The organism is Corynebacterium glucuronolyticum DSM 44120 (assembly GCF_030440595.1).
Lineage (GTDB): Bacteria > Actinomycetota > Actinomycetes > Mycobacteriales > Mycobacteriaceae > Corynebacterium > Corynebacterium glucuronolyticum.
Map to the genome: position 1 here is coordinate 1105294 of NZ_CP047452.1, position 23586 is coordinate 1128879.

The following is a 23586-nucleotide window of genomic DNA, read 5'->3' on the forward strand; positions in this document are numbered from 1 at the left end:
AATTTTGCTGGAAGCTACTACGAGAGCAGGAAGAACATGGCGGAGCTGACGATCTCCTCCGATGAGATCCGTAGCGCGATTGAGAACTACACTTCGAGCTACTCGCCGGGTGCGACCCGCGAGGAGGTCGGGCAGATTATTTCGGCTGCAGACGGCATTGCCCAGGTATCTGGACTACCTTCTGTTATGTCGAACGAGCTGCTGGAGTTCCCGAATGGCGTCATCGGCGTTGCCCAGAACCTCGATACCGATTCCATCGGCGTTGTGATCTTGGGCGACTTCGAGATCTTGAAGGAAGGCGACGAAGTCAAGAGGACCGGAGAGGTTCTCTCCATCCCGGTCGGGGACAAATTCCTCGGTCGCGTTATTAACCCCCTGGGGCAGCCGATTGATGCCCTGGGCGATATCGAGGCGGAAGAAAACCGCGCACTCGAGCTGCAGGCACCGTCCGTGCTGCAGCGCCAGCCAGTGGAAGAACCACTGCAGACTGGTATGAAAGCAATCGATGCGATGACCCCGATCGGCCGTGGTCAGCGTCAGCTGATCATTGGTGACCGCAAAACCGGTAAGACCGCGATCTGCATCGATACCATCTTGAACCAGAAGGCCAACTGGGAGTCGGGCGACAAGACCAAGCAGGTCCGTTGCATCTACGTCGCTATTGGCCAGAAGGGGTCCACGATCGCCGGCGTGCGTCGCACGCTGGAAGAGCATGGTGCCCTGGAGTACACCACGATCGTGGCTGCTCCGGCATCTGACTCCGCCGGTTTCAAGTGGCTCGCCCCCTTCTCCGGTGCGGCCCTCGGCCAGCACTGGATGTACAAGGGTAACCACGTCCTCATCATCTACGATGATCTGACTAAGCAGGCTGAAGCCTACCGCGCTATTTCCCTGCTGCTGCGTCGCCCGCCGGGCCGTGAGGCTTACCCCGGCGACGTGTTCTACCTCCACTCTCGTTTGCTGGAGCGTGCTGCAAAGCTCTCCGATGACATGGGTGCCGGCTCGATGACGGCTCTGCCGATTATCGAGACGAAGGCCAACGACGTGTCCGCCTTCATTCCGACCAACGTCATTTCGATTACGGATGGCCAGGTCTTCCTTGAGTCCGACCTCTTCAACCAGGGCGTGCGCCCGGCTGTGAACGTCGGTGTGTCCGTCTCCCGTGTGGGTGGTGCTGCACAGACCAAGGGTATGAAGAAGGTTTCCGGTAACCTCCGTCTTGACCTTGCCGCCTACCGCGACCTGGAGGCGTTCGCTGCGTTCGCTTCCGACCTGGATGCCGCTTCCAAGAAGCAGCTAGCCCGTGGTGAGCGCCTGGTTGAGTTGCTGAAGCAGAAGGAGAACAACCCGATGGCCGTTGAGGACCAGATGGTTTCCATTTGGCTCGCATCCAACGGCCACCTCGACGACGTTCCCGTTGAGGATATCCGCCGCTTCGAGGCTGAGATGCTGGAGTACCTGCATCAGAACGCCAGCGATGTGTACGAGCAGATCGACGGCGGCGTTCCGCTGTCGGACGACTCGCAGCAGGCGCTGGTTACAAAGACTACGGACTTCAAGCGCCAGTTCCAGACCACCGACGGCACGCCGGTGATCAACGAGGCTCCTGTCGACCCCTTGAAGGAAGAAGAACTGAAGAAGAACACCATCACTGTTTCACGCAAGACGGCGAAGCAGGGCGAGTAAATCTTCACACAAGGTTCTTTAAGACAGAAAGGAGGCGACTGGACAGATGGCTAATATGCGCGAACTTAAAAGCCGTATTAAGTCGGTGAACTCTACCAAGAAGATCACCAAGGCCCAGGAACTGATCGCCACCTCGCGGATCACGAAGGCACAGCAGCGGACGGCGGCAGCGAGCCCGTATGCCACAGAGATCACCCGCGTGATCTCAGAACTGGCATCGGCCTCATCGCTTGACCACCCGCTCCTGAGCAAGAAGGCCAACCCCAAGAGGGCTGCTCTTCTCGTGATTTCCAGCGACCGTGGCATGGCTGGTGGCTACAACCACAACGTGTTTAAGAAAGCAACCGAGCTGCGCAACCTTCTGGAAGAACGTGGACTAGAGGTCGCCCTTTACGTCACGGGAAGCAAGGGTGTAGGTTACTACACCTTCCGTGGCGAGGAACTCGCAGGAAAGTGGACGGGCTTCTCACAGGAGCCCACCTACAAGATCACGCACAACGTTCGCCGTCACCTGATTGACGGGTTCATGGCGGGATCGGAAGGCACCGCCAAGTGGCGCGAAGGCCTCACCGGACCCGAGGGTGAACCGGTTCAGGGCTTCGACGAAGTGCACGTGATTTACACCGAGTTCAAGTCCATGCTCAGCCAGACAGCCACTGCGTTGCAGTTGTTGCCGGTGGAGACCGAAGTCAAAGAAGAAGAGATGGAGCTGGGTGAGGACATCGTTTCCGATTCTCAGTCCACCTTCGTCGCAGACTACGAGTTCGAGCCAGATGCAGACACCCTGCTGGGTGCTCTTCTCCCGAAGTACGTGTCGAGGACACTGTTCTCCATGTATCTGGAGTCCGCTGCATCGGAGTCCGCGTCCCGCCGTACCGCTATGAAGGCGGCATCGGATAACGCGACAGACCTGGTTAAAACGCTGTCCCGCGAAGCTAACCAGGCCCGCCAGGCGCAGATTACACAGGAAATTACAGAGATCGTCGGTGGCGCAGGCGCGCTCGCCGATAGCGGAGAAAGTGACTAGATTATGAGCACAGCTCTGAAAAAGCAGGCACCGGCCGGGACCGGCCGCGTCGTCCGCGTTATCGGCGCGGTCGTCGACGTGGAATTTGCCCACGGTGAGCTACCTGCTATCTACAACGCTTTGAAGGTCGACGTGACCCTCGAAGCCGTTGCTAAGACCATTACTTTGGAGGTGGCGCAGCACCTGGGCGATAACCTCGTGCGCACCATTGCCATGGCGCCGACGGATGGCCTCATTCGTGGCGCGGAAGTGAAAGACACCGGTGGCCCGATCAAGGTTCCGGTTGGCGATGTCGTTAAGGGCCACGTTTTCAACGCCCTTGGTGACTGCCTCGATGAGCCCGGTCTCGGCCGCGACGGTGAGCAGTGGGGTATCCACCGCGACCCGCCGCCGTTCTCCGAGTTGGAGGGCAAGACCGAGATCCTCGAGACCGGCATTAAGGTGATTGACCTTCTCACCCCGTACGTGAAGGGCGGCAAGATCGGCCTGTTCGGCGGTGCTGGTGTGGGTAAGACAGTGCTCATCCAGGAGATGATTACCCGTATCGCTCGTGAGTTCTCCGGTACGTCGGTATTCTCCGGCGTCGGTGAGCGCACCCGTGAGGGCACAGACCTCTTCCTTGAGATGGAAGAGATGGGCGTGCTGCAGGATACGGCCCTCGTGTTCGGCCAGATGGACGAGCCGCCGGGAGTTCGTATGCGTGTGGCTCTGTCGGGCCTGACCATGGCGGAATACTTCCGCGATGTTCAGCACCAGGACGTGCTTCTGTTCATCGATAACATCTTCCGTTTCACTCAGGCCGGTTCTGAGGTGTCCACGCTGCTCGGCCGTATGCCGTCCGCCGTGGGCTACCAGCCGACACTGGCCGACGAGATGGGTATCCTGCAGGAGCGCATTACGTCCACCAAGGGCCGTTCCATTACGTCTCTGCAGGCCGTGTACGTGCCTGCCGATGACTACACGGACCCGGCTCCTGCGACGACCTTCGCCCACTTGGATGCAACCACCGAGCTCGACCGTGGTATTGCCTCGAAGGGTATTTACCCCGCAGTGAACCCGCTGACCTCGACCTCTCGCATACTCGAGCCGTCGATCGTCGGTGAGCGCCACTACAACGTTGCTCAGCGCGTTATCGGTATTCTGCAGAAGAACAAGGAACTGCAGGACATCATCGCCATCCTCGGTATGGACGAACTCGGTGAGGAAGACAAGATCACCGTGCAGCGTGCACGTCGTATCGAGCGCTTCCTCGGCCAGAACTTCTTCGTTGCTGAGAAGTTCACCGGCAACCCCGGCTCCTACGTGCCGCTGGAAGAGACCATCGATGCGTTCGAGCGTATCTGTGACGGTGAGTTCGATGCTTACCCGGAGCAGGCGTTCAACGGTATTGGTGGTCTGGACGATGTCGAGGCTAACTACAAGAAGATGAGCGAGAACAATGGCTAGTATCACCACGGACTTGGTCGCTGTTGAGGGAAAGTTGTGGTCTGGAGAGGCCTCGATTGTTACCGCACAGACCACCGAAGGTGAGATTGGCATCCTGCCCGGTCACGAACCAATTCTCGGACAGCTCGTGGAAAACGGTGTTGTCACCATCAAGCCAGTTGATGGTGAGAAGCTGGTCGCGGCCGTCAAGGGTGGGTTCTTGTCGGTTACAGCCAAAGGTGTGATCGTGCTGGCTGACTACGCTCAATGGGCCGACGACATTGATGAGTCGGAGGCTACGCGCGAGCTAGAAAGCGCCGAGGATGAGGAAACAAAGAACCTCGCTGAGGCACGCGTGAAGGCGATCCAACGCAAGAACAAGGGTATCTAACCCAACGTGCACAAAGACCCCGCTTTGCGGGGTCTTTTTGCATGTTAGGAGCAGTCGCGATATCCAGGGATGGTGGATGCTCCCCGTACATGGTCAATGATCCGGAGTCCGAAATTATGCGGTTTTCACGCTTCGCTCACTTCCTTTCTAAGGATTCTTTCTGCGCGTTTCCCAAAACTTCCCAGGTGCGCTACAGTATCTAGAAAGGGCTCAAGTTTTTAATTAAAAACTGCTTATGCTGATTGGCGTGCATACAGTGCGCCTTCGATTTCATAGGGATCCGCAGCTTATTCCGATGTCTAAGCGAAAGTGAGAATCAAATGATGGCAATCATGTGTGTGTTCGTGATCGTGATTCTCTTTCTGCTGTGGCTACGTCACAACCGAATTGGTCAGCAAGTAGGATTCCGGCGCGTTGGTACAGACACGAATTTCCGCTCAGGGCGGATCAGGTACGTGGATGACACCGCCGGAATTTTTGTTTTTCCCTCTTTCACATCTGAACCGTATATTTCGCTGAACCGAGTGACCATCGACATCCTTGACAAGAAGAACGACATCTACGTTATCCAGAGCGAGCGAATGAAGCTGGAGATGCGCCTCGATCGAAGCGAGGAGATGGCGTTTACGTCCTGGTTAGAGTCCGCTCCTTCCCGGCGTCAACAGAGCGTGGACAAGGCCGGTTTCAGGCGATTCATTTCCCGACGCGCGCAGTAGGTAACCTTGTAAGAATGCGCCTTATTCTTACTCATTGCACAGTCGATTACGTCGGCCGGCTGGAAAGCCATTTGGAACCCGCTGACCGCCTCGTCATTGTGAAGAACGATGGTTCGGTTTCTGTTCACGCCGATGACCGAGCGTATAAGCCGTTGAACTGGATGAGTCCGCCCTGCAGCCTGCAGGAGATGGACATCGCCTCCGAAGAGGGGGAGGATACGGGGGAAAAACTGTGGGTAGTCGAGTCCAAAAAAGGCGAGCAGCTCCGAATTACCTTGCATGAAGTCTACGAGGACATTTCTCGTGACTTGGGCGTTGACCCGGGGCTTGAGAAGGACGGCGTGGAAGCCCACCTCCAGCAGCTTCTCGCAGAGCATGTAGAGACGCTCGGTGAAGGATTTAGCCTTGTCCGGCGTGAGTACCCAACACCAATCGGCCCCGTGGATCTCTTGTGCAAGGATGCGGACGGGGAAACTGTAGCCGTGGAAGTGAAGCGGCGGGGCGGAATCGATGGGGTGGAGCAACTGACCCGATATGTGGATCTGCTCAACAGAGATGACCTTTTGAGCCCCGTTCACGGGGTTTTCGCCGCCCAGCAGATAAAGCCGCAGGCCCGTACTCTCGCTGAGGATCGCGGTTTTCGCTGCGTTATCCTGGACTACCAGGCGATGCGTGGAATTCCGTCAGACAAACTCACCCTTTTCTAGAAGGAGGCAGACTGTGGGAAGGAAAAACCGGCGCGCTTCCCGCCCAATGAGGCAGCTTCCTCCAGATGGTTCGAGCTTTGTTCCCACCTCAACCGTGGACGTGCACGGTGTCCAATATAAGGTCCGTCCGTTCGGCTCTGCCCGTGCTACGAAGTTTTACATCTGTCCCGGGTGTCATCAAAATATTCCACCGGGTGTCGCCCATGTAGTGGCGTGGTATGCCGATCGGGACGGCGATGATCGCCGTCACTGGCACCGCCATTGTTGGGATGTTTTTTCCTCCTGATGGCCTGCGGTGAACTCGAACTGTCCTCCGGCTTTTCGACGTTCGGTGTACCCGTCCACCAGGTTTCCTGGCACGGCCCGGGGAGAGTGGAATTGGAACCAGCAAACGGGGTCCTTTTTCAACGGCTACCGGGGATGCGGCTGCCGGCCGGGGCAGAAGCTGCAAACAAAAAGGAGCCCCGAAGGGCTCCCCATGCGGTTCTAGTTACTTCTTCGGCTCGGTGAGCTCGAGGAGAACACCACCTGCATCCTTTGGGTGAACGAAGTTGATGCGTGCTCCACCGGTTCCGATCTTGGCCTCGGGGTAGAGGACGCGCATGCCCTGAGCCTTGATGTGCTCGGTAAGAGCATCAAGGTTGTTGACACGGAGGCACATCTGCTGGATGCCGGGGCCCTTCTTATCCAGGAACTTGCCGATGGTGGAGTCGGGGGACAGCGGAGCGAGAAGCTGAATCATTCCTTCTTTTTCAGAGATGTTCTTCGGGCCGATCATGGCCTCGGCGACGCCCTGCTCTTCGTTCTTCTCAACATGGTGGCAGACCCAGCCGTAGACGCTGCGGTAGTGCTCGATAGCCTCGTCGAGGTCCGGCACAGCGATGCCAACGTGGTCGAGACAAGTTACATACTCGTGGGGGATTTCGATCCCAGAAACATCGTTACTCATGGCTTTTAGTCTACTCTGGAAACTATGATGATTGCTTTCTCAGTCGCGCCCGTTTCCGAGGAAATGTCCGAAGCGGTAGCGCGCGCCGTTAAAATTGTCCGAGATTCTGGCCTGCCCAATGAGACCAACGCCATGTTCACCCTCATTGAGGGGGAGTGGGACGAAGTTATGGACGTTGTGAAACGTGCCACAGATGCGGTGTTGGAGGTGAGTCCGCGGGCATCCCTCGTTATAAAGGCCGACATCCGTCCGGGGTGGAATAACCGTCTCACAGGCAAGGTTGAGGATATGGAAAAGGCAATGAAGGAGTTGAACTAAGTGGCAGGAGTTTTTGACCTCAGCTCGCTGAAGAAGGACCCTCAGCCGTCGCAGGGAGGCGGTGCTCACGAGGTACTGGTTACCGCGGCTAACGTGCAGCAGGTGCTGGTCTCGTCCCAAGAAAAGCCGGTGATCCTCCAGGTGGGATCTAGTCGCTCGCCCGAATCGGACGAGATGCGGAAGAACTTCAACGAGCTGCACAACGACGGCTTCACCTACGCCTACGTCGACGCTGATGCGACCCCAGAGGTTGCCGGTGCCTTGGGCGTGCAGGCTATCCCCACCGTCGTTGCTTTCATCGGCGGACGCCCCGCCGGCTCCTTCCAGGGCGGACAACCGCGTCAGGTGCTAGAACAGCTTGTGTCGCAGATTGCGCCAGGAGAGGAGAAGCCCTCCGATCCGCGCATTGATAACGCCAACGCTCTCCTGGAATCAGGAAATGTGGCAGAGGCTGAGGCGGCTTTCCAAAAGATCCTCAAAGAGGAGCCTGGCAACAAGGAAGCCAAATCAGGTCTTGCGCGTACGCACCTCATCCACAGGGTTGCGGAGGCTCAAGTTGATGCGGCAACTGGCTTGGATGCTGAGCTCATTCAGGCGGATGCAGAGGCGGCTGGTGGCGATCTTTCGGCCGCGTTTTCCCGTCTTCTGGGGCAACTGATGACCAATTTCGGTGACGATAAAGAGACCGTGAAGAAGAGGCTCATTGAGCTATTCTCGGCCTTTGAGGGCTCGCCGGAAGTGGATGATGCTCGGAGGAAGATGGCTAGCGCGTTGTTTTAATGCGACGCTGAAAAATCTAGGAAGCTTTAAAAAATAAAACTGGACGCGAGGGTGAATCTCGTGCCCAGTTTTATTTAGTTTGAGGTGGATAGCCCTAGATGAGTCCCTGCGAGTGGGCCCAGTTGTAACCACCTGCGCCAAGTCCGAGAAGCGCAAGGATGCCGATCACAATTCCTGCGATCGCACTCGGAGTCAGCTCCCCATTCTCGCTTGAGGAGCTCGAGCCATTTTTGTCGCTCGAGTTGTTCGACGTCGTTGGGGCGGGCCTGGGGTCAGGCATCGGTTCGGAGGTCGGCTTTGACGTGGGTTCGTCCTTCTTCTTGGCTACGAACTTCACCTTGATGATGTCGGTAGATTTGTCGGGGTAGGTGACCACAACTGTGGTGGTTGCCCAGGAGCCTTCGCCGAGGTTCACTGCCGGGGAGACAGTGATGAGTCCAGTGACCGGGTTGATTGAGTAATTCCAGTTCTCGGGGTGGCTGGGAGTGCCGATTGTAAAGGTGGTTCCCTTTGGAAGCTTAGTGTCACCAGCAAGGTCGATGGTGGTGTTATCGCCGATGGTGACGTTGTTTTCCGCCGGGTAGGAGGGTGCAAACTTATCTGTATCCTTCTTCTCAACAGGCTTCGGTTCACTCGTGGGCTCGGTCGGCTTGGAAGTGGGCTCGGTCGGCTTGGAAGTGGGCTCGGTCGGCTTGGAGGTGGGCTCGGTCGGCTTGGAGGTGGGCTCGGTCGGCTTGGAGGTGGGCTCGGTCGGCTTGGAGGTGGGCTCGGTCGGCTTGGAGGTGGGCTCGGTCGGCTTGGAGGTGGGCTCGGTCGGCTTGGAGGTGGGCTCGGTCGGCTTGGAGGTGGGCTCGGTCGGCTTGGAGGTGGGCTCGGTCGGCTTGGAGGTGGGCTCGGTCGGCTTGGTTGTGGTTGTTTGCTTCTTCTTAACCACGACCTTGACGTTGATTTCGTCCGTCGAGTTATCGGGGTAGTGAACGGTCACGGGGATCGTCACGCTACTGCTATCACCGAGGGATGCCGAGGGGTAGATCTTGATGAGGCCCGTTTTCTCCTCAACGGCGAAATCCAGCTTCGTCGGATCAGAAGACTTCGGGGCGTGGAAAGAAGTTCCCTCGGGGAGGTCCGTATCGCCCTCTAGCTTTACCTGCTTATTTTCGCCGGCAGTCACCTGCACCTCAGACGGGTACGCAGGCGCGTAATTGTTGGCATACGTCTGCTCCGGCTTGTCCTTATCGTACGGCGGAACAGGCTTCGTCAGATCAGTCTGGGCAACGAGCTTGACCGAAATCTGGTCCACTGAGTGATCGCTGTAGCGGACAGTGACAGTGCGCTGGGTCCACGCGCCGGCGGCCAAGGTCTTATCAGGATTGACAGTGATCTCACCGGTGTTCTCGTTGATGCGGTAGTTGAACTTGCTCGCTTTGTCGGCTCCACTGATGGAGAACTTTGTCCCCTGCGGCACCTTCGACGTCAGCTTGATAGGTGACGATGTGCCGATCTTGACGTTCTGGATGAGCTCGCCGTAGGACGGATCGTACTCAGCAGCGAGATTTCCCGTTTCGCCCTGCTTAATGGAGACCTTCACGGTGGCGGCTTCGTGAGAGCCGTCGGTGTAGACAACGACTGGATGCCACTCGTAGTACACATTTGGCTTTACTGTTTCCGGCACAGTAATGGTGAATGTGCCGTCCTTGCTCGTTTCTGGGGATACCTTCCAGCCTTTATTCACCTGCGGGGCGCGAACCTCGCGTACATTGGTGAGAGGCGTGGACAGCGCAATTTTTACGCTGCCACCGGGGAGCACCGATACGTCACCGTACTTCGGGTTCTCCCTGTCCGCGATGGGATTATCGGGCTGTGCGACCGTCATAGTGGCAAGAGCGGTGTCCGACGTGCCGTCGGGGTATTTCACAACAAAAGCAAGGGGCTTCTTGGTGCCCACGACGGAATCGGCGGGGGCAGTGACTGTCCAGTTGCCATCCTTGGACAATTGAGAGGTCCATCCCTCAAGATTGCCCTGCGCAGCAGTGAAAGTGGTGCCCTCGGGGAAGTCCTTATTCGCCACACTGAATGTGACCGACTTACCGGGTTGAACGTCCTTTTCCACCTTGGCGGGTTCAAAGCGGCCACTCATTGGGTTATCCGGCTGGGCCACGTATACGGTCACCGGAATCTTACCCACAACGCTGTGGTCTTTCTTTCGGACGGTGAATTCAAAGTGCCGCACCATGCCTTGGTCGGTTCCCTTGGGAACCGTCACCGTTACCACGTTGTTTTCGGTTGTCGAGGTCCAGTGATAATTCTTATCCACGCCCTCGCCGATATTGAAAGTAATGTAGTAGCCTTCCGGGAGCGGCTTTGTGATCGTGGGCTTGAGCACGTTATCTTTGCCCGCCTGAACGGTGGCTACGGGGGTGTCTTTCCCCTCCAACTTCAGCGTGGTCGTGGCGTAGCTCACACCATCCCACACGGGGGTGTTTTCGTTCGCTGTATTTTGTGCGGTGGCGTGAGGTAGAACCGTTGCTGGAGCCACCACAGCACCGGTGAGCGCCAGGGACGTGGCCGTGAGTAGGCCAAGCATGCGCTGTTTAGCTGAAAATTTCTTAGATTTCATACTGCCGAGTATAAAGCTTTTTTGCCAGTTGCATGGGAGGATTCTGTGCCACTGCACCCTCATGTGCGGTTAATTCTCACAATCTTTCTGACGTTCCAATCGAGAGGTAACTGTAGGAGAAACGAGCGCGGTGAGCCCTGCTGGTGCCTGGTAGCCCTTCGTTCATGGCAGAGAGAACCGCGTCTATGCGGTTGTCGTGTGTTGGGGCAGTTCAGGCCGACACGTGTCAGTGTGGGACGTTGGGGCTCCAGAAAGCCCCGCTAACCGGGACCGTAACTACATTGGAAGGAAGCGCACTTCTCGTGCTGTGGTGTGAAAGACCAAAAAAGTCCGGCCGGAGCCGGACCTTGTGCGTGCAGTTGTCCAATCTCCCCGCGCCCGCGCGAGTCAGGCGCGTGACGGAGATATCTTAGTGCTGCTCTAAAGCGTAGAACTGGGCGCTCATCGCCGGGATATGGATGCACACGGAGTGATCGCAACCATCCCACGGGCGCTCGTCGGACTGCGCCTCGAACTCGAGGAAGTTGCCGGCCCCCTCGTACACGTCCTCGTCGGTATTGAGGATGCGCTTCCACACGCCGGGTTCAGGGACACCGACGGTGTAATTGGGCTGAGAGTAGCCGCCGAAGTTGTACACACACAGCACCTTCGAGCCATCGTCACCGGTGCGGACGAAGGCAAGGATGTTGTTGTCTGCATCATCGGCCTTGATCCAACGGAATCCCTCGGGCTTGAAGTCCAAGGAATACAGCGCAGCATTGTCAGTGTAGACAGAGTTGAGATCGTGGGTGAGTTTTTGGATCCCACGGTGGTACTCGCCTTCCCAGCCATCCATGTCTGCCCAGTACAGGGAATCGGATTCGTTCCATTCGCCAACCTGGCCGAAGTCCTGCCCCTGGAAGAGCAGCTGCTTGCCAGGATGTCCCCACATGAAAGCGAGGAGCGTGCGCAGTCCAGCTGCCTTGTTCCACGCATCGCCGGGCATTCGCTGCCACAGGGTTCCCTTGCCATGGACGACCTCGTCATGGGAAATCGGCAGCACGAAGCGCTCACTGTAGTGGTACACCATAGCGAAGGTGACCTCATTGTGGTGGTAGGAGCGATGGATGGGGTCGTGCCCGAAGTACTCCAGGGTGTCATGCATCCAGCCCATGTTCCACTTGAAAGTGAAACCAAGGCCACCGTTGGAGGTGAAATCGGTAACGCCGGGCCAACTTGTTGATTCCTCTGCTATGGTCACGATGCCGGGGTGGTTCTTGTGCACCGTGGCGTTCATCTCCTGCAGGAACTGGACGGCTTCCAGGTTCTCGCGGCCACCGTACTGGTTCGGTGTCCACTCGCCGTCCTCGCGGGAGTAGTCCAGGTACAGCATGCTGGCCACGGCGTCTACTCGGAGGCCATCGATGTGGAATTGGTCAATCCAGTACAGTGCATTGGCGACGAGGAAGTTGCGCACCTCGTTGCGGCCGAAGTTAAAGACGTAAGTGCCCCAATCCTTCTGCTCACCCCGACGCCAGTCGGGGTGCTCGTACAGCGGGGAGCCATCGAAGCGGGCGAGTGCCCACTCGTCCTTGGGGAAGTGGGCAGGCACCCAGTCCATGATGACACCGATACCACGGGCGTGGAAAGCGTCGATAAGCGCCCGGAAATCGTCGGGAGAACCAAACCGGGAGGTAGGAGCATAGTAGCCGGTGACCTGGTAGCCCCACGAACCGCCGAAGGGGTGCTCGGACACAGGCAGGAACTCGACGTGGGTGTAGCCCATGCCATCGACGTAATCGACGAGTTCATCGGCGAGCTGCTGGTAGCTGAGGCCTTGCTTCCAGCTGCCCAAGTGCACCTCATAGATGCTCATCCGCTCGGTAGTAGGAAACTCGTCCGCGCGGGAGGAGATCCACTCGTCATCTTTCCACTCGTACGAGGAGGACGTGACCACGGAGCCGGTTGCCGGAGGTACCTCTGCGAGGCGAGCCATGGGATCTGCCTTGTCCAGGCGCTCACCGGTTTCTGTGTGGATGGCGTACTTGTACACCGTGCCTTCAGTGATACCGGGGATAAAGATCTCCCACACCCCTGAGCTGCCGATCGCACGCATTGGATACTGCGAGGGGTTCCAGCTGCAGAAATCGCCGATGACGGCGACACCCTTGGCAGCCGGGGCCCATACTGCGAATGAAGTACCTGTGACCTCACCGAGCTCGGTCCTGTAGGTGTGAACGTGCGAACCGAGGACCTCCCAGAGTCGCTCGTGGCGACCTTCACTGATGAGGTAAATATCCTGATCGCCGAGGGTGGGCAGGAAGAAGTATGGGTCGGCTTTCTCTACAGCATCGACAAGTGGGTACTTCACGCTGAAGCGGTAGTCGCGCGGTGTGCCATCGTCGAGGTGAATGGCCCAGATGTCATCGCCGAGCGATTCCATCGGTACGCTGTCGCCGTCGATAAGCAAGAAGACGCCTTCAGCACCTACTTGTCGTGTACGAACGACGGCTCCATCGTCGGTGGTGTGAAAACCGTAATGATCGTGGGGGCAATAGTGCTGGCACCGGCGCAGAAGATCGAGGTCGGCTTGGGGGATTGCAAGTGATTGCATAGTGAAAAATTCCTCTCAATCTATCTCCACGCAAGGTGTGCGCGGCGCTCGGGGGCGACAGGTGGAAGTTCAAAAATGTGGGCTACGTTCTTATACGGCTCCAGCCGGATGTAGTTCACCTTGGAGAAGTCGTATTCCTCGCCGGAAACGAGATCATGAACCGTAAAAGTATCGGATTCGGTGCGCCCCAATGCATCCATGTCCAGCGTGAGCATGCCGGACTGCGCATAGTGGGAATCGAGGTTCACCACGACGAGCAGGGTGTTGCCGGTCTCTGGATCGACCTTGGAGTAGGCCAGCATTTGATCGTTGGTGAGATCATGGAAATGGATGTATCGCAGCTGCTGGAGAGCCGGGTTCTTCCGCCGGATGAGGTTGAGCAATCCGATGTAGCCAGACAGGTTGTCCTGCGAGTAATCGCGTGGCCGGAGTTCGTACTTCTCCGAGTGCTTGTACTCCTCGGATCCGGGTGCCACGGCCTCGTGCTCGAAAAGCTCGAAGCCGGAGTAGATGCCCCACACGGGGCTCATTGTGGCAGCGAGGGTGGCGCGGATAGCGAACATTGCGCGACCGCCGTACTGCAAGCTCGCGTGCAGAATATCCGGGGTATTGGTAAACAGGTTGGCGCGGGAGATGTCCGCCATTTGGGAGATCTCCGTGGCGAACTGGGTGAGCTCCTTCTTCGTGGTCTTCCAGGTGAAGTAGTTGTAGCTCTGGCTGAAACCCACCTTGGATAGGCCATACAGACGCGGCGGGCGGGTGAACGCTTCGGCGAGGAAGATGACCTCAGGGTGCTCCGAGTGCACCTCGGAGATGAGCCAGTGCCAGAAGTTGGCAGGCTTCGTGTGTGGATTGTCGACACGGAAGGTCTTCACACCACGGCGGATCCACAGCAGGACAATGTCGAGGATCTTTGAGTAGATCGTCTTGCGGGCATTATCAAAGTTGAGGGGGTAAATGTCCTGGTACTTCTTGGGCGGGTTCTCCGCAAAAGCGATGGTGTTGTCCGGGAGGATCGTGAAGAACTCTGGGTGTTCCTTCGCCCATGGGTGGTCGGGCGCGCACTGGAGGGCGAGGTCGATCGCTATCTCCATATCGAGCTCCTCGGCGCGTTTGACCAGCGCTTCGAAATCTTCAACCGTGCCGAGTGCGGGGTGAACGGCCTCGTGGCCACCCTCGTCGGAACCAATTGCCCACGGGGAACCCACGTCATCGGGCTCCGCATCGAGGGTGTTGTCCTTGCCCTTCCGATTTATCTTGCCGATGGGATGGATCGGGGGAAGGTAGACGGTGTCGAAGCCCATCTCTTTAATACGCGGGAGCTCGTCTGCAGTTGTGGCGAAGGTGCCATGGATGGGGTGACCATTTTCGTCCACACCGCCGGTGGAACGAGGGAAGATCTCGTACCAAGAGCTCACCAGAGCCTTGCGGCGCTCCACAAAAATCCGGTATTCGGAGGTTCGGGTGAGGAAGCGGCGGATTGGGGCAGAATCCTGCGTGGCGGCCATTGCCCTGTGAATCTTGTCCGCCAGTGGTGCATCTGAATGGAGGAGTTCGACGATCTCCGTGTGCCCTGCCTCCTTGCATAGGCGTGCACCAATCTCGATGTCGTTTGCCATCTCGGCCTCAGACTGGCCGGCATCCAGCTTCGCTTCTACCGCGTGGCGCCACGTCTTGAACGGGTGATCCCACCCCTCGATGCGGAAACTCCACATCCCCATCTCGTCTGGAACGAATAGGGCGTTGAACTTGTCAGGTTCTTCTTCGCGGGGAACCATAGAGATGGCGGTCTCCCGGCCCCGGGGATCGGTGATGACGCAGGTTGCGCCTACCGCATCGTGACCTTCCCTCCACACGTTTGCGAAGATGGGGATCACTTCGCCCACAGCGCCTTTCGCTGGATAGGACCCGCAGTTAATAACGGGTCGGATGTCATCAATGGCAATGCGTCCAGTCATGCCTATTAGCCTAGTTAAATTTGTCTGCCCGCACGGGTATATTGGGCACTTTTCTGTGTTTGCCTGCCTGTTTATGATCACACCGGGGGAGCGCCGTGGGGGATGTGGCCATAACCAGTCCGTTCTGGAGGGTAAAGGGGAGGTGGCATCACGGGGTGGGGGTTCGTTGGTCGTTGACGCAAGGGGTATCGCGAGTCGTTGATGTGCGGGGCGGCATCAGCCACAGAAGGATGCATGAGCCGGTTGTGTGCGTGGGCTGGTTGTGTGCGTGGGCTGGTCGCAGAATGTATGTGTGAGGTGCAACGGAAATTACTACGGGCGAGCTGCCACTTCGGGGGAGTTTTCGCATCGGGGAACACTCATATCGGGGGGAGCTGTCACTTTGGGGGAGCTACACTTCGTGGAGCTCTAAAGAGGGGCCGGGCGGTGCACCCACATTCCGAACATGTTTTGGGGAAAGATAGAGGTGTGATTGATGGTGCAAACGAGTACAACCCGGACTTAGTCATTGATTTTTCTGATGTGACCTTCGCTCGCGACGGAAAGACCCTGCTTGGACCGATTACCTGGCAGGTCGAACTCGACGAGCGCTGGGTAGTCATCGGCCCCAACGGCGCGGGAAAAACCACGCTGATGAAGCTCGCCGGCGCATCCGAATTCCCGTCGTCCGGGCAGGCATTCCTCATGGGGGAGCAAATCGGCAAGACGGACATGCGGGATCTGCGCGCACAGATCGGCATCAGCTCCACATCCGTCGCGCAGCGCATCCCACCGAAGGAAAAGGTCGCTGACCTCGTCATCTCTGCGGGATATGCCATCCTCGGTCGCTGGCGTGAGGAATACGAGGAGATGGACTATAACCAGGCCATCGCCATCCTCGAGCAGGTCGGTGCTCTCCACCTGCGGGAGCGCACGTGGGGCACGCTCAGCGAGGGGGAAAAGAAGCGTGTCATGATCGCTCGCGCTCTGATGATCAACCCGGAGCTTTTGCTTCTCGACGAGCCGGGCGCGGGCTTGGATCTCGGTGGTCGGGAAGATCTCGTCCAGTTCTTGGCAGACCTTGCGGCTGATCCGGATGCTCCCGCCGTGGTAATGGTTACTCACCACGTAGAGGAAATCCCCGCCGGTTTCACAAACGCTTTGCTTCTCGACGAAGGGTCGATCGTGGCCAACGGCCCGATCGATGAGGTCATGACGGATGAGAATCTAACCGCCTGCTTCCACCAGCCGATTACCATCGACAAAATCGACGGCCGCTACTTTGCACGGCGCTTGCGCCGTGGCGGTACGCACCGCTCACCCGTGCAGTAAATGTGACACCTCCGCTGCGCAGTGGTGTGTAACGGAGGAAGGAAATGAAGAAGCAGAAAGGTATCGATGGCATTCTCCCGCGCCGAGGTCTCCTACCTTGTCCAGCAGCAAGCGGAAATTAACGAAGCCGAACATCACGTCGGCCTTACTGATTCCACGGTCATCGCCGATACCGCATACCTCAGCAAACGCTTCGGAGATTTCGGTCGATGTGTCAGCGAACTGCTCAGGGCGCGCCGGGTTGGGGCGCGGAAGGGGCTTCCCCCCGAATGGATCTATCCGCTGGAAGCCGCCGAGCAGGCGACGCCACCTGCGGTCGTATGGCAGCGACAACGACGAATTCGCGAGTTCTTCCCCGATGAGCTGGTTCACGATGTGACGTGTTCCGTTGGAACGGAGATCGCCACACGTGCTGACCTCGGTGAGGCCGGAGAGTCTAGCCCTTTCCATGGCACTTCCGTTGTCGGAAGTGACCTCGATATCACCCGCGTCGCTTGCGCACACGCCAATACACATCGACCAGTCTTCGTGGCCGACGCTTTGGCACACACGACGAACGCACGGGTTATCATTGCGGATCCAGCACGCCGCGCAGGCGGGCGGAGAATCCCGCGCCCAGAGGATCTTCTTCCTCCGCTGCCGGATCTCGTTGCTGCCCACGGTGACGTGGAACTCGCCATCAAGTGCGCGCCGGGGATCGACTATTCTGCTTGGGAGGGGCTGGTGAGCGTAGCCAGCGTCGATGGAGGCGTGAAAGAAGCGTGCCTGTACACGCCAGGATTGGCGGGAGGGGAGCGTCGAGAAGCGATCATCATCCGCGACGGTACCGTTGTAGACCGAGTGACCAGTGCAGAGACCCCACCGGACGGTGAGGATCTGGTTGCAGCGCCAGGAGAATTCATCCTCGACCCCGACGGTGCGATTGTTCGCGCAGGTCTCGTCCGTAATTTTGCTGCCCGCGAGGGGCAGTGGATGCTCGACCCGCGAATCGCGCACCTCACTGGGGATGCGATTCCACGCGGTTATTCGGGGTTCCGCATCCTGGAGGACGTGCCGCTGAAGAAGCTGAAGAAAGCGCTTGGTGCCTACAACGTCGGGAGTGCGGAGATCCTCGTGCGCGGCGTGGATATAAACCCGGACAGTCTGCGAAAGAAGCTCAAACTCAAGGGTGATACACCCGCCGCTATCGTCATCACCCGCATCGGCAAGACCGCTCATGCATTCATCTGCACGCCACGTCAGTGGGGGTAACGGTGGCAACAGGTGTTCTCCTACCTCAACGGCGAAGGTGACGGTGGCGAGAGCGACTGTGACGGTGACGAGTGCTTCGGGTGGAGATCGTCTTCGCGTGAAAGTGGTGCAGCTAAGCAGTGCGGACAAGCGGTACAGACGAGCAGTACGGTCGAGCAGTACGGTCGAGCGGTACGTTCGAACGGTACGGTCGAACGGTACGGTCGAACGGTACGGATGAGCAGTACGGACGACCATGACGGTTATGTGGCTCTCCCTGATATATGGGAAAGCTAACGCATGCGGGAGCTGTCAAGTGACACGCCTATTTGCTTCCAACTACAAGAGGCTTTTGGATAGAAAGCCGTAGGTGAGTAACGGTCTCCTCTTCGGCCTTGCTGTTGCCTGTGCGCCATAATAGACAACTCTGACTATTAAAAATCAACAGGTTGGTCTACTATGTCATTTGTTCACGCGCTCGCGGCTCATAGGTGAGTGCATAATAGGAGTCGTGTGTGGACGCGTTACACTCACTAAGGCAACAAGCTTTCAAAATATTCGATTACAACGGACGAAAGGTGTGAAGATGCCCGCGATTGCAGTGCTTGTCAAGCACGTGCCGGACACGTGGTCCGAAAAGTCATTGGAATCTGACTTCACTCTCCAGCGTGAGGGAGTAGATGAGGTTCTCGATGAGGTTAACGAGTTTGCTGTTGAGCAAGCTTTACGTTTAAAGGATCAGCTTGAGGGTGCCGAAGTTGTGGCTGTATCAGTGGGGCCGGATCGCTCCACTGAGGCGCTGCGTAAGGCAATCGCCATGGGGTGCGATCGCGCCATCCTTGTTTCCGATGAAGCAATCGCCGGTGCAGATGCGCTCGGCACCACGTGGGTGTTGACCAACGCGCTGAACACGATCAATGACCCCAAACTCATCGTGTGCGGTTCTGGGTCTTCTGACGGCGCAATGGGTGTGATCCCCGGTTTGCTGTCGGAATACCGTCAGATTCCCGCATTGACATACTGTGTGGAGTCATCCATTGAAGGTGACAAGCTGAAGGCAAAGCGTGTGACCAACGCCGGTGAGACGGTTCTTTCCTCCTCACTGCCCGCGATCTTGTCTATCACTGACAAGGCTGCTTCTCCGAGGTTTCCTAACTTCAAATCGCTTGCTGCAGCGAAGAAGGCAGAAATTCCTACCCTCACCCTTGCAGATCTTGGTGTTGAGCCGACGCAGGTGGGGCTCAACTACTCCGCTACCGTCGTGCAGAGTGCCGAAGTGCACCCGCCACGTGAACAGGGTGAGATTATCTTTGACCACGGGCAGGGGGCGGCGGCCATTGCCGATTACCTCGAGAAAGAAAACCTGATCTAGGAAAGGGAGTTAGAAAAATGGTTTACGTTCTTGCAACAGACTCCTCGCGGATCAACGGGGAACTCATCACAGCAGCTCGCGCGCTCGGCGAGGTCACTGCGGTTGTTGTCGGCTCTCTACCTGCCGATGCCACGGATGCGCTTGCATCGCAGGGGGCTGCGACCATTATTCGCGCCCCATACACCGGGCAGCGTGTCATCATTCCCGCTGTGGATGCGCTCAGTATCCTCGCCTCTCAGACCCCCGGCCCCATTGTTATCTCCAAGTCTGAGGAGGGTAACGAGATTGCTGGTCGTCTCGCCGCACGGCTCAGCTCAGGTGTTCTCACTGACGTGGTCGCCATCAACTCCGATGGCACCGCACGCGGATCGATCTTCGGTGACAAAATTGGTACCACGCTCGCTGTTGGCGGTACGAGCCCGATCTACACTTTGCGTGCCGGCGTAGTTGAACCGCAGAATCAGCCGGCAGCTGGCACCCTCATGGACCTTGCCCTGCCTGAAGCGGGTGCGCTCGATCCGACGGTGGAAAGCTATACTCCCCATGCGCCGGGCGCTCGTCCGGCGCTACCGCAGGCCGACGTGGTTGTTTCCGGCGGTCGCGGTGTGGGGTCAGCCGAGGGATTTGCTGAACTGGTCGAGCCCCTTGCTGACCTCTTTGGTGGCGCGGTGGGTGCTACTCGTGACGCTGTCGATGATGACTTTTACCCGGCCGAATACCAGGTCGGGCAAACCGGTGCCACAGTCTCACCTGAGCTTTACATCGCTCTCGGTCTGTCTGGCGCGATTCAGCACACCTCGGGTATGCAGACGTCGAAGCGGATTGTTGTGGTCAACCAAGATGAGGATGCTCCCATCTTCCAGATCGCCGACGTAGGCGTGGTAGGCGACGTGAACGATATCGTCCCCGCATTGATCAAGGAAATCACCTCCCGCCGCGAAGCGAAGGGACTGAGCTCCTAGGCTAAGCGACGGCCGCGGTCGCGGTGCGCATGTGTTGCGCATGTTTCGTGCTGCGCAGTGATTAAGCCGTACTTATTTAGCGGGTGAGTGGTGCGGTATGTGGTGCGTGGCACGTGGTGCGGCCGCGGTGACTATGCTGTGTCCGCATAAGGAAGCTCACGAGTGGTCACACAGTACTCGAACGGCATGCCCCCTAACTGGGTTCAAACTGGTTAGGGGGTTTATTGTGGTCTATTATCCATGTCTAGTTTTGCTATGTCGAGGTTTTGCTAGTGCGCTCTTGCATCCGAAGTTGGAGTAAGGGGGTAGGAGCACGCAAGGGATGTTCGGCAACCCGCTGCTTCTGTTATGTCCGAGTGTTGTGATGTGGACTAACTAATTCCCGAATGTATATAACACGTCACAATCAAGGTAGAATACATTCATCATGGGAAAACGAGAGGAAAACAAGGCGAAACGGGAGCAGGCCGTATTGCGGGCAGCCCGGGATGTCTTCCTCTCCCATGATTATGAGTCGGTAACAACATCACAGCTGGCGGAGGCCGCTGGCCTGACTACAGGAACGTTTTTCCGGCACGCAGGCTCTAAAGCCGAACTTCTCATCTCGGTGTACACAGAAGTTTTGGAGCATGGTCTCGCTGCTGAGAAAGCCCTTCCGGCATCCGCTGGCCTATTGGAGCGTGCACACGCGCTCATCGATCCGATCGTTGAGGCGACTGAGGAATCCCGGGGGAATATGCTCGCCTTCCAGAGGGAAGTTCTGTTCGGCACGTCAACGGGGCCCCGGCGGGAAAACGCCATCAAGCTTATTCGCGATTTTGAGCGCCGCATCTACGCCTACGTACGCGGGCGCGATATCGGTAGGGATGCCGCCCGGCAGGTGGCTGCTAGCATATATGCCATCATGTACATGGAGCTCGTCCGCGTCACGATCGATAGCTCCGAGGTGAAAAACATGCGTGGGCGGTTGCACGAACAAATCAAGTTCATCGCTGACGGGATGAAACTCTAGGCTTTTTTCGCCCAGATAAATTGCCCCTTTGTTGGTACACCATGCGTCGGGTACGTCGTCAAAGCGCGAGTTCATGCGGAGCGTGTGCAGAGAACTCATACGTGCAGGCTGGCGCGTGCGCAGGAAGAAGACCCTACGTGCGTGCAGGTAGGCGCGGGAAGAGGTTAGCTAGGCGCACACTGAGCAACGTACACGAGGTTTGAGTCATCCAGGCGTGGCGGATGCGAGTGAATGTGGGTGGGTGCCCCTTGAGTGAGGACAGGGGCGATGTCGACTTGGGGCTGTGGAATAGGTGGGAAGTGAGCGGCCGGTGATCGGTGGGCTTCGGGGGATATTCGCCAAAAAATACGCGAAGAAAGACACGCCGGTGGGGGAGAAAATAAACTCTCGGGGAATTTTCATAAAGCCAGGTGATGGCAGGATTTTCAGCTTGGATTCGCAGAAAAATCGACGCACCAAAAAGATTTGTGTACGAAATTAACTCACGCGGTGCTACACTCACACCTAACAAAAATGGAGTGCGCTCCATTTTGTGTACTTGGTGCGAAACTTCGCGCGCTCGTATGTAGTTTCTTCCACAATACAACAAGGATGATCTACTGCGCGGGTTTTCGCAGAAAAGATAGGCGAAAAGAGGAGCATGACAGCGACTATCGATAGCAATGCTACGGACATTCTCGTTCGCAGCACTGAAGAAAAAGCGAAGAGGCTGCAGCACGCGCGCGGAAAGCTCACTGCTCGCGAGCGGATTGAGTCTCTTTTTGATGCCGGGACGTTTCTGGAAACAGGTACGCCTCGCAAACCATACGGTGCAACGCGGGAATCCGAAGAACTCACCGCAGTGGTGACCGGAATCGGAGAAATCGATGGGCGGCCTGTTGCCTGCTATTCACAGGACTTCTCCGTTCGAGGAGGCACCCTGGGCAGCATGGAAGGCGAGAAAATCTGTGATCTGATGGATAGGGCGATTGCCTTGCGTATCCCGATCATCTCCATCGTCGACTCGGGTGGTGCCCGCATCCAAGAAGGTGTCCGTGGTCTGAACCAGTACGGAAGGATTTTCCGGAAGACCGTGGCTGCGAGCGGGGTTGTTCCCCAGATTTCCATCATCATCGGACCATGCGCTGGTGGCGCAGTCTATTGCCCGGCGCTGACAGACGTTGTGATTATGGTCGCAGGAAAATCGCACATGTTCGTTACCGGACCAAGCGTGGTCAAAGCAGTCACTGGCGAAAGCGTCACTGCGGAGGAACTAGGTGGCAGCACGCTGCACTCGACAGTGTCTGGGGTAGTACATTACGAGGCCACCGACGAAGGGGATGCGTTTGATTACGCGCGGGTCGTACTGAGCTACCTCCCCACACGTTGCGAAGATAAACCCCCAACTTTCATTCCGGCGACACCAGCGGTCGAATCCCCAGATGAATCCGTGAACCGAATCGTTCCGGCGGATCCCCGCGCTCCCTACGACATCGTTGATCTCATTCGCTGCCTGGTAGATGATTCCGAATTCGCACAGCTCAGTGAGCATTATGCGGAAAATATTGTTACCGGATTCGCCTGTATCGACGGTACCCCTGTGGGTATTGTGGCAAACCAACCGAGCGTTGATGCAGGAACCATCGATGTCGATGCCTCGGAAAAAGCCGCCAGGTTTATCCGTACGTGCGATGTTTTTGGTCTTCCAATCGTCACGCTCGTCGATGTCCCCGGTTACCTTCCTGGCACAGAGCAGGAGGAACAAGGAATTATCCGCAGAGGTGCGAAGCTTATCGTTGCTTACGCAATGGCAACGGTGCCACTCATCACTGTCATAGTGAGGAAGGCATTCGGCGGAGCCTTCATCGTTATGAGCTCCAAAGCCTTGGGCGCGGATTTTGTCTGTGCGTGGCCACAAACAGAGATCGCCGTCATGGGTGATGACGCGGCTGTGGGCATTATTCACCGCAAGAAGCTGGAAGCGATCTCGGACAATGTGGAGCGTCAAAAAGTGCGAGACCAACTTCGCTGTGAATACCGCGACACAGTGATGGGGCCGTTCGATGCTGTGCAGATTGGCGCTGTTGACGCGATTATCCAACCCCAGGAAACGCGTTCGACTATCAGTGCAGCGATCCGAACCTTCAAAAACAAGCCATACCAGCCGACCGCCTATCGCAAGCACGACAACGGTCCGCAATAGGGCACTCAAACGGTCCGTAGACAGTGCAGTCTTGAGAACTCGACACCACGGAGGTCGTGCGCCCGGAAAACCGTGGTGGCATGGGCATAATCTGCTCTCTGGCACATGTGGCTTCTGCTAACTGCAGGCAGCATGTGTGCAGCGTCGTGCCGAGAAGTCCAGTCACGTACCAACCCGGAATCGTGTCACCAGAGTTTCTGAGGATCCGCAGGTGATGAAATTCACGGAGAACCTCGATTGTCGAAAGACTTTCGTTGCTTATCGATGACCGAAAAACATAGACATAAACGGTCCTCGACATAAACGGTCCTCGACATAAACGGTCCTCGACACGAACGGTTTTCTCAGCG

Annotated in this window: 19 protein-coding genes; 15 read left to right on the forward strand and 4 right to left on the reverse strand. The window is 57.4% G+C overall.

Translation table 11 applies throughout. The annotated features are described in order from the left end of the window. The first annotated feature begins 36 nt into the window (after positions 1 to 36). The 7 genes from atpA to CGLUCO_RS05195 all read left to right on the forward strand — a co-directional run bounded on the left by atpA (position 37) and on the right by CGLUCO_RS05195 (position 6238). On the forward strand, positions 37 to 1686 hold the full coding sequence (atpA, locus tag CGLUCO_RS05165) for a F0F1 ATP synthase subunit alpha (RefSeq protein WP_005392143.1): 1650 nt from the start codon (positions 37 to 39) through the stop codon (positions 1684 to 1686). Between the two features lie 46 nt (positions 1687 to 1732). Further along, positions 1733 to 2713, forward strand: coding sequence for a F0F1 ATP synthase subunit gamma (locus tag CGLUCO_RS05170; protein WP_005396030.1), 981 nt, complete (start codon positions 1733 to 1735; stop codon positions 2711 to 2713). A 3-nt stretch (positions 2714 to 2716) separates the two neighbouring features. After that, the gene (gene atpD / locus CGLUCO_RS05175) at positions 2717 to 4159 is read left to right on the forward strand and encodes a F0F1 ATP synthase subunit beta (RefSeq protein ID WP_005392147.1); all 1443 of its coding nucleotides are present in this window, start codon (positions 2717 to 2719) and stop codon (positions 4157 to 4159) included. Then, positions 4152 to 4529 (forward strand): F0F1 ATP synthase subunit epsilon, encoded by a 378-nt coding sequence (locus tag CGLUCO_RS05180; protein ID WP_005392149.1) that lies wholly within the window; start codon positions 4152 to 4154, stop codon positions 4527 to 4529. Before atpD ends, CGLUCO_RS05180 begins: the two co-directional genes overlap by 8 nt. 320 nt (positions 4530 to 4849) lie before the next feature. Continuing rightward, positions 4850 to 5245, forward strand: a complete 396-nt coding sequence (locus CGLUCO_RS05185) for a DUF2550 family protein (RefSeq protein ID WP_084035800.1) — start codon at positions 4850 to 4852, stop codon at positions 5243 to 5245. 14 nt (positions 5246 to 5259) lie between these two features. Further along, the gene (gene nucS / locus CGLUCO_RS05190; protein WP_005392152.1) at positions 5260 to 5952 is read left to right on the forward strand and encodes an endonuclease NucS; all 693 of its coding nucleotides are present in this window, start codon (positions 5260 to 5262) and stop codon (positions 5950 to 5952) included. 13 nt (positions 5953 to 5965) lie between these two features. After that, on the forward strand, positions 5966 to 6238 hold the full coding sequence (locus CGLUCO_RS05195) for an Rv1322 family protein (protein WP_081446553.1): 273 nt from the start codon (positions 5966 to 5968) through the stop codon (positions 6236 to 6238). A gap of 204 nt (positions 6239 to 6442) precedes the next feature. Here CGLUCO_RS05195 and mce read toward each other — a convergent pair whose 3' ends face one another. Beyond that, the gene (gene mce, locus CGLUCO_RS05200; protein ID WP_005396033.1) at positions 6443 to 6901 is read right to left on the reverse strand and encodes a methylmalonyl-CoA epimerase; all 459 of its coding nucleotides are present in this window, start codon (positions 6899 to 6901) and stop codon (positions 6443 to 6445) included. 24 nt (positions 6902 to 6925) lie between these two features. Here mce and CGLUCO_RS05205 point away from each other — a divergent pair, with 24 nt between their 5' ends. Both CGLUCO_RS05205 and CGLUCO_RS05210 read left to right on the forward strand, forming a co-directional pair. Then, the gene (locus CGLUCO_RS05205) at positions 6926 to 7219 is read left to right on the forward strand and encodes a thiamine-binding protein (protein WP_005396035.1); all 294 of its coding nucleotides are present in this window, start codon (positions 6926 to 6928) and stop codon (positions 7217 to 7219) included. Further along, positions 7220 to 7999, forward strand: coding sequence for a tetratricopeptide repeat protein (locus CGLUCO_RS05210; RefSeq protein ID WP_084035798.1), 780 nt, complete (start codon positions 7220 to 7222; stop codon positions 7997 to 7999). It abuts the gene before it with no gap. A gap of 94 nt (positions 8000 to 8093) precedes the next feature. On the opposite strand, the gene CGLUCO_RS05215 is transcribed toward CGLUCO_RS05210, so the two are convergent. The 3 genes from CGLUCO_RS05215 to CGLUCO_RS05225 all read right to left on the reverse strand — a co-directional run bounded on the left by CGLUCO_RS05215 (position 8094) and on the right by CGLUCO_RS05225 (position 15167). Then, the gene (locus CGLUCO_RS05215) at positions 8094 to 10616 is read right to left on the reverse strand and encodes a Rib/alpha-like domain-containing protein (RefSeq protein WP_198481425.1); all 2523 of its coding nucleotides are present in this window, start codon (positions 10614 to 10616) and stop codon (positions 8094 to 8096) included. 409 nt (positions 10617 to 11025) lie between these two features. Continuing rightward, positions 11026 to 13209 carry a 1,4-alpha-glucan branching protein GlgB gene (gene glgB / locus CGLUCO_RS05220; RefSeq protein WP_084036267.1) on the reverse strand — a complete coding sequence of 728 codons (2184 nt, stop codon included), beginning with the start codon at positions 13207 to 13209 and terminating at the stop codon, positions 11026 to 11028. Between the two features lie 20 nt (positions 13210 to 13229). After that, complete coding sequence (locus CGLUCO_RS05225) at positions 13230 to 15167, reverse strand: maltotransferase domain-containing protein (RefSeq protein WP_084036266.1); 1938 nt, start codon at positions 15165 to 15167, stop codon at positions 13230 to 13232. Positions 15168 to 15635: 468 nt separating this feature from the next. Here CGLUCO_RS05225 and CGLUCO_RS05230 point away from each other — a divergent pair, with 468 nt between their 5' ends. The 6 genes from CGLUCO_RS05230 (at position 15636) to CGLUCO_RS05255 (ending at position 23236) form a co-directional block, all read left to right on the forward strand. Beyond that, the gene (locus CGLUCO_RS05230; RefSeq protein ID WP_005396042.1) at positions 15636 to 16478 is read left to right on the forward strand and encodes an ABC transporter ATP-binding protein; all 843 of its coding nucleotides are present in this window, start codon (positions 15636 to 15638) and stop codon (positions 16476 to 16478) included. Between the two features lie 66 nt (positions 16479 to 16544). After that, a complete protein-coding gene (locus CGLUCO_RS05235) occupies positions 16545 to 17729 on the forward strand; it encodes a THUMP-like domain-containing protein (RefSeq protein ID WP_084036265.1) in 1185 nt (394 codons plus the stop codon). A 565-nt stretch (positions 17730 to 18294) separates the two neighbouring features. After that, the gene (locus tag CGLUCO_RS05240; RefSeq protein WP_084036264.1) at positions 18295 to 19080 is read left to right on the forward strand and encodes an electron transfer flavoprotein subunit beta/FixA family protein; all 786 of its coding nucleotides are present in this window, start codon (positions 18295 to 18297) and stop codon (positions 19078 to 19080) included. Between the two features lie 17 nt (positions 19081 to 19097). Next, positions 19098 to 20042, forward strand: a complete 945-nt coding sequence (locus CGLUCO_RS05245) for an electron transfer flavoprotein subunit alpha/FixB family protein (RefSeq protein WP_005392167.1) — start codon at positions 19098 to 19100, stop codon at positions 20040 to 20042. A gap of 427 nt (positions 20043 to 20469) precedes the next feature. Continuing rightward, positions 20470 to 21054, forward strand: coding sequence for a TetR/AcrR family transcriptional regulator (locus CGLUCO_RS05250; RefSeq protein ID WP_005392169.1), 585 nt, complete (start codon positions 20470 to 20472; stop codon positions 21052 to 21054). Between the two features lie 640 nt (positions 21055 to 21694). Beyond that, on the forward strand, positions 21695 to 23236 hold the full coding sequence (locus CGLUCO_RS05255) for an acyl-CoA carboxylase subunit beta (RefSeq protein WP_005392171.1): 1542 nt from the start codon (positions 21695 to 21697) through the stop codon (positions 23234 to 23236). Positions 23237 to 23586 lie beyond the last annotated feature (350 nt).

Coding starts and splice junctions, on each gene's coding strand:
- atpD (WP_005392147.1), top strand. CDS start 2,717: ATGAGCACAGCTCTGAAAAAGCAGGCACCGGCCGGGACCGGCCGCGTC.
- glgB (WP_084036267.1), bottom strand. CDS start 13,209: ATGCAATCACTTGCAATCCCCCAAGCCGACCTCGATCTTCTGCGCCGG.
- CGLUCO_RS05255 (WP_005392171.1), top strand. CDS start 21,695: ATGACAGCGACTATCGATAGCAATGCTACGGACATTCTCGTTCGCAGC.
- CGLUCO_RS05180 (WP_005392149.1), top strand. CDS start 4,152: ATGGCTAGTATCACCACGGACTTGGTCGCTGTTGAGGGAAAGTTGTGG.
- CGLUCO_RS05215 (WP_198481425.1), bottom strand. CDS start 10,616: ATGAAATCTAAGAAATTTTCAGCTAAACAGCGCATGCTTGGCCTACTC.
- mce (WP_005396033.1), bottom strand. CDS start 6,901: ATGAGTAACGATGTTTCTGGGATCGAAATCCCCCACGAGTATGTAACT.
- nucS (WP_005392152.1), top strand. CDS start 5,260: ATGCGCCTTATTCTTACTCATTGCACAGTCGATTACGTCGGCCGGCTG.
- CGLUCO_RS05250 (WP_005392169.1), top strand. CDS start 20,470: ATGGGAAAACGAGAGGAAAACAAGGCGAAACGGGAGCAGGCCGTATTG.
- atpA (WP_005392143.1), top strand. CDS start 37: ATGGCGGAGCTGACGATCTCCTCCGATGAGATCCGTAGCGCGATTGAG.
- CGLUCO_RS05235 (WP_084036265.1), top strand. CDS start 16,545: ATGGCATTCTCCCGCGCCGAGGTCTCCTACCTTGTCCAGCAGCAAGCG.
- CGLUCO_RS05240 (WP_084036264.1), top strand. CDS start 18,295: ATGCCCGCGATTGCAGTGCTTGTCAAGCACGTGCCGGACACGTGGTCC.
- CGLUCO_RS05170 (WP_005396030.1), top strand. CDS start 1,733: ATGGCTAATATGCGCGAACTTAAAAGCCGTATTAAGTCGGTGAACTCT.
- CGLUCO_RS05225 (WP_084036266.1), bottom strand. CDS start 15,167: ATGACTGGACGCATTGCCATTGATGACATCCGACCCGTTATTAACTGC.
- CGLUCO_RS05245 (WP_005392167.1), top strand. CDS start 19,098: ATGGTTTACGTTCTTGCAACAGACTCCTCGCGGATCAACGGGGAACTC.
- CGLUCO_RS05185 (WP_084035800.1), top strand. CDS start 4,850: ATGATGGCAATCATGTGTGTGTTCGTGATCGTGATTCTCTTTCTGCTG.
- CGLUCO_RS05205 (WP_005396035.1), top strand. CDS start 6,926: ATGATGATTGCTTTCTCAGTCGCGCCCGTTTCCGAGGAAATGTCCGAA.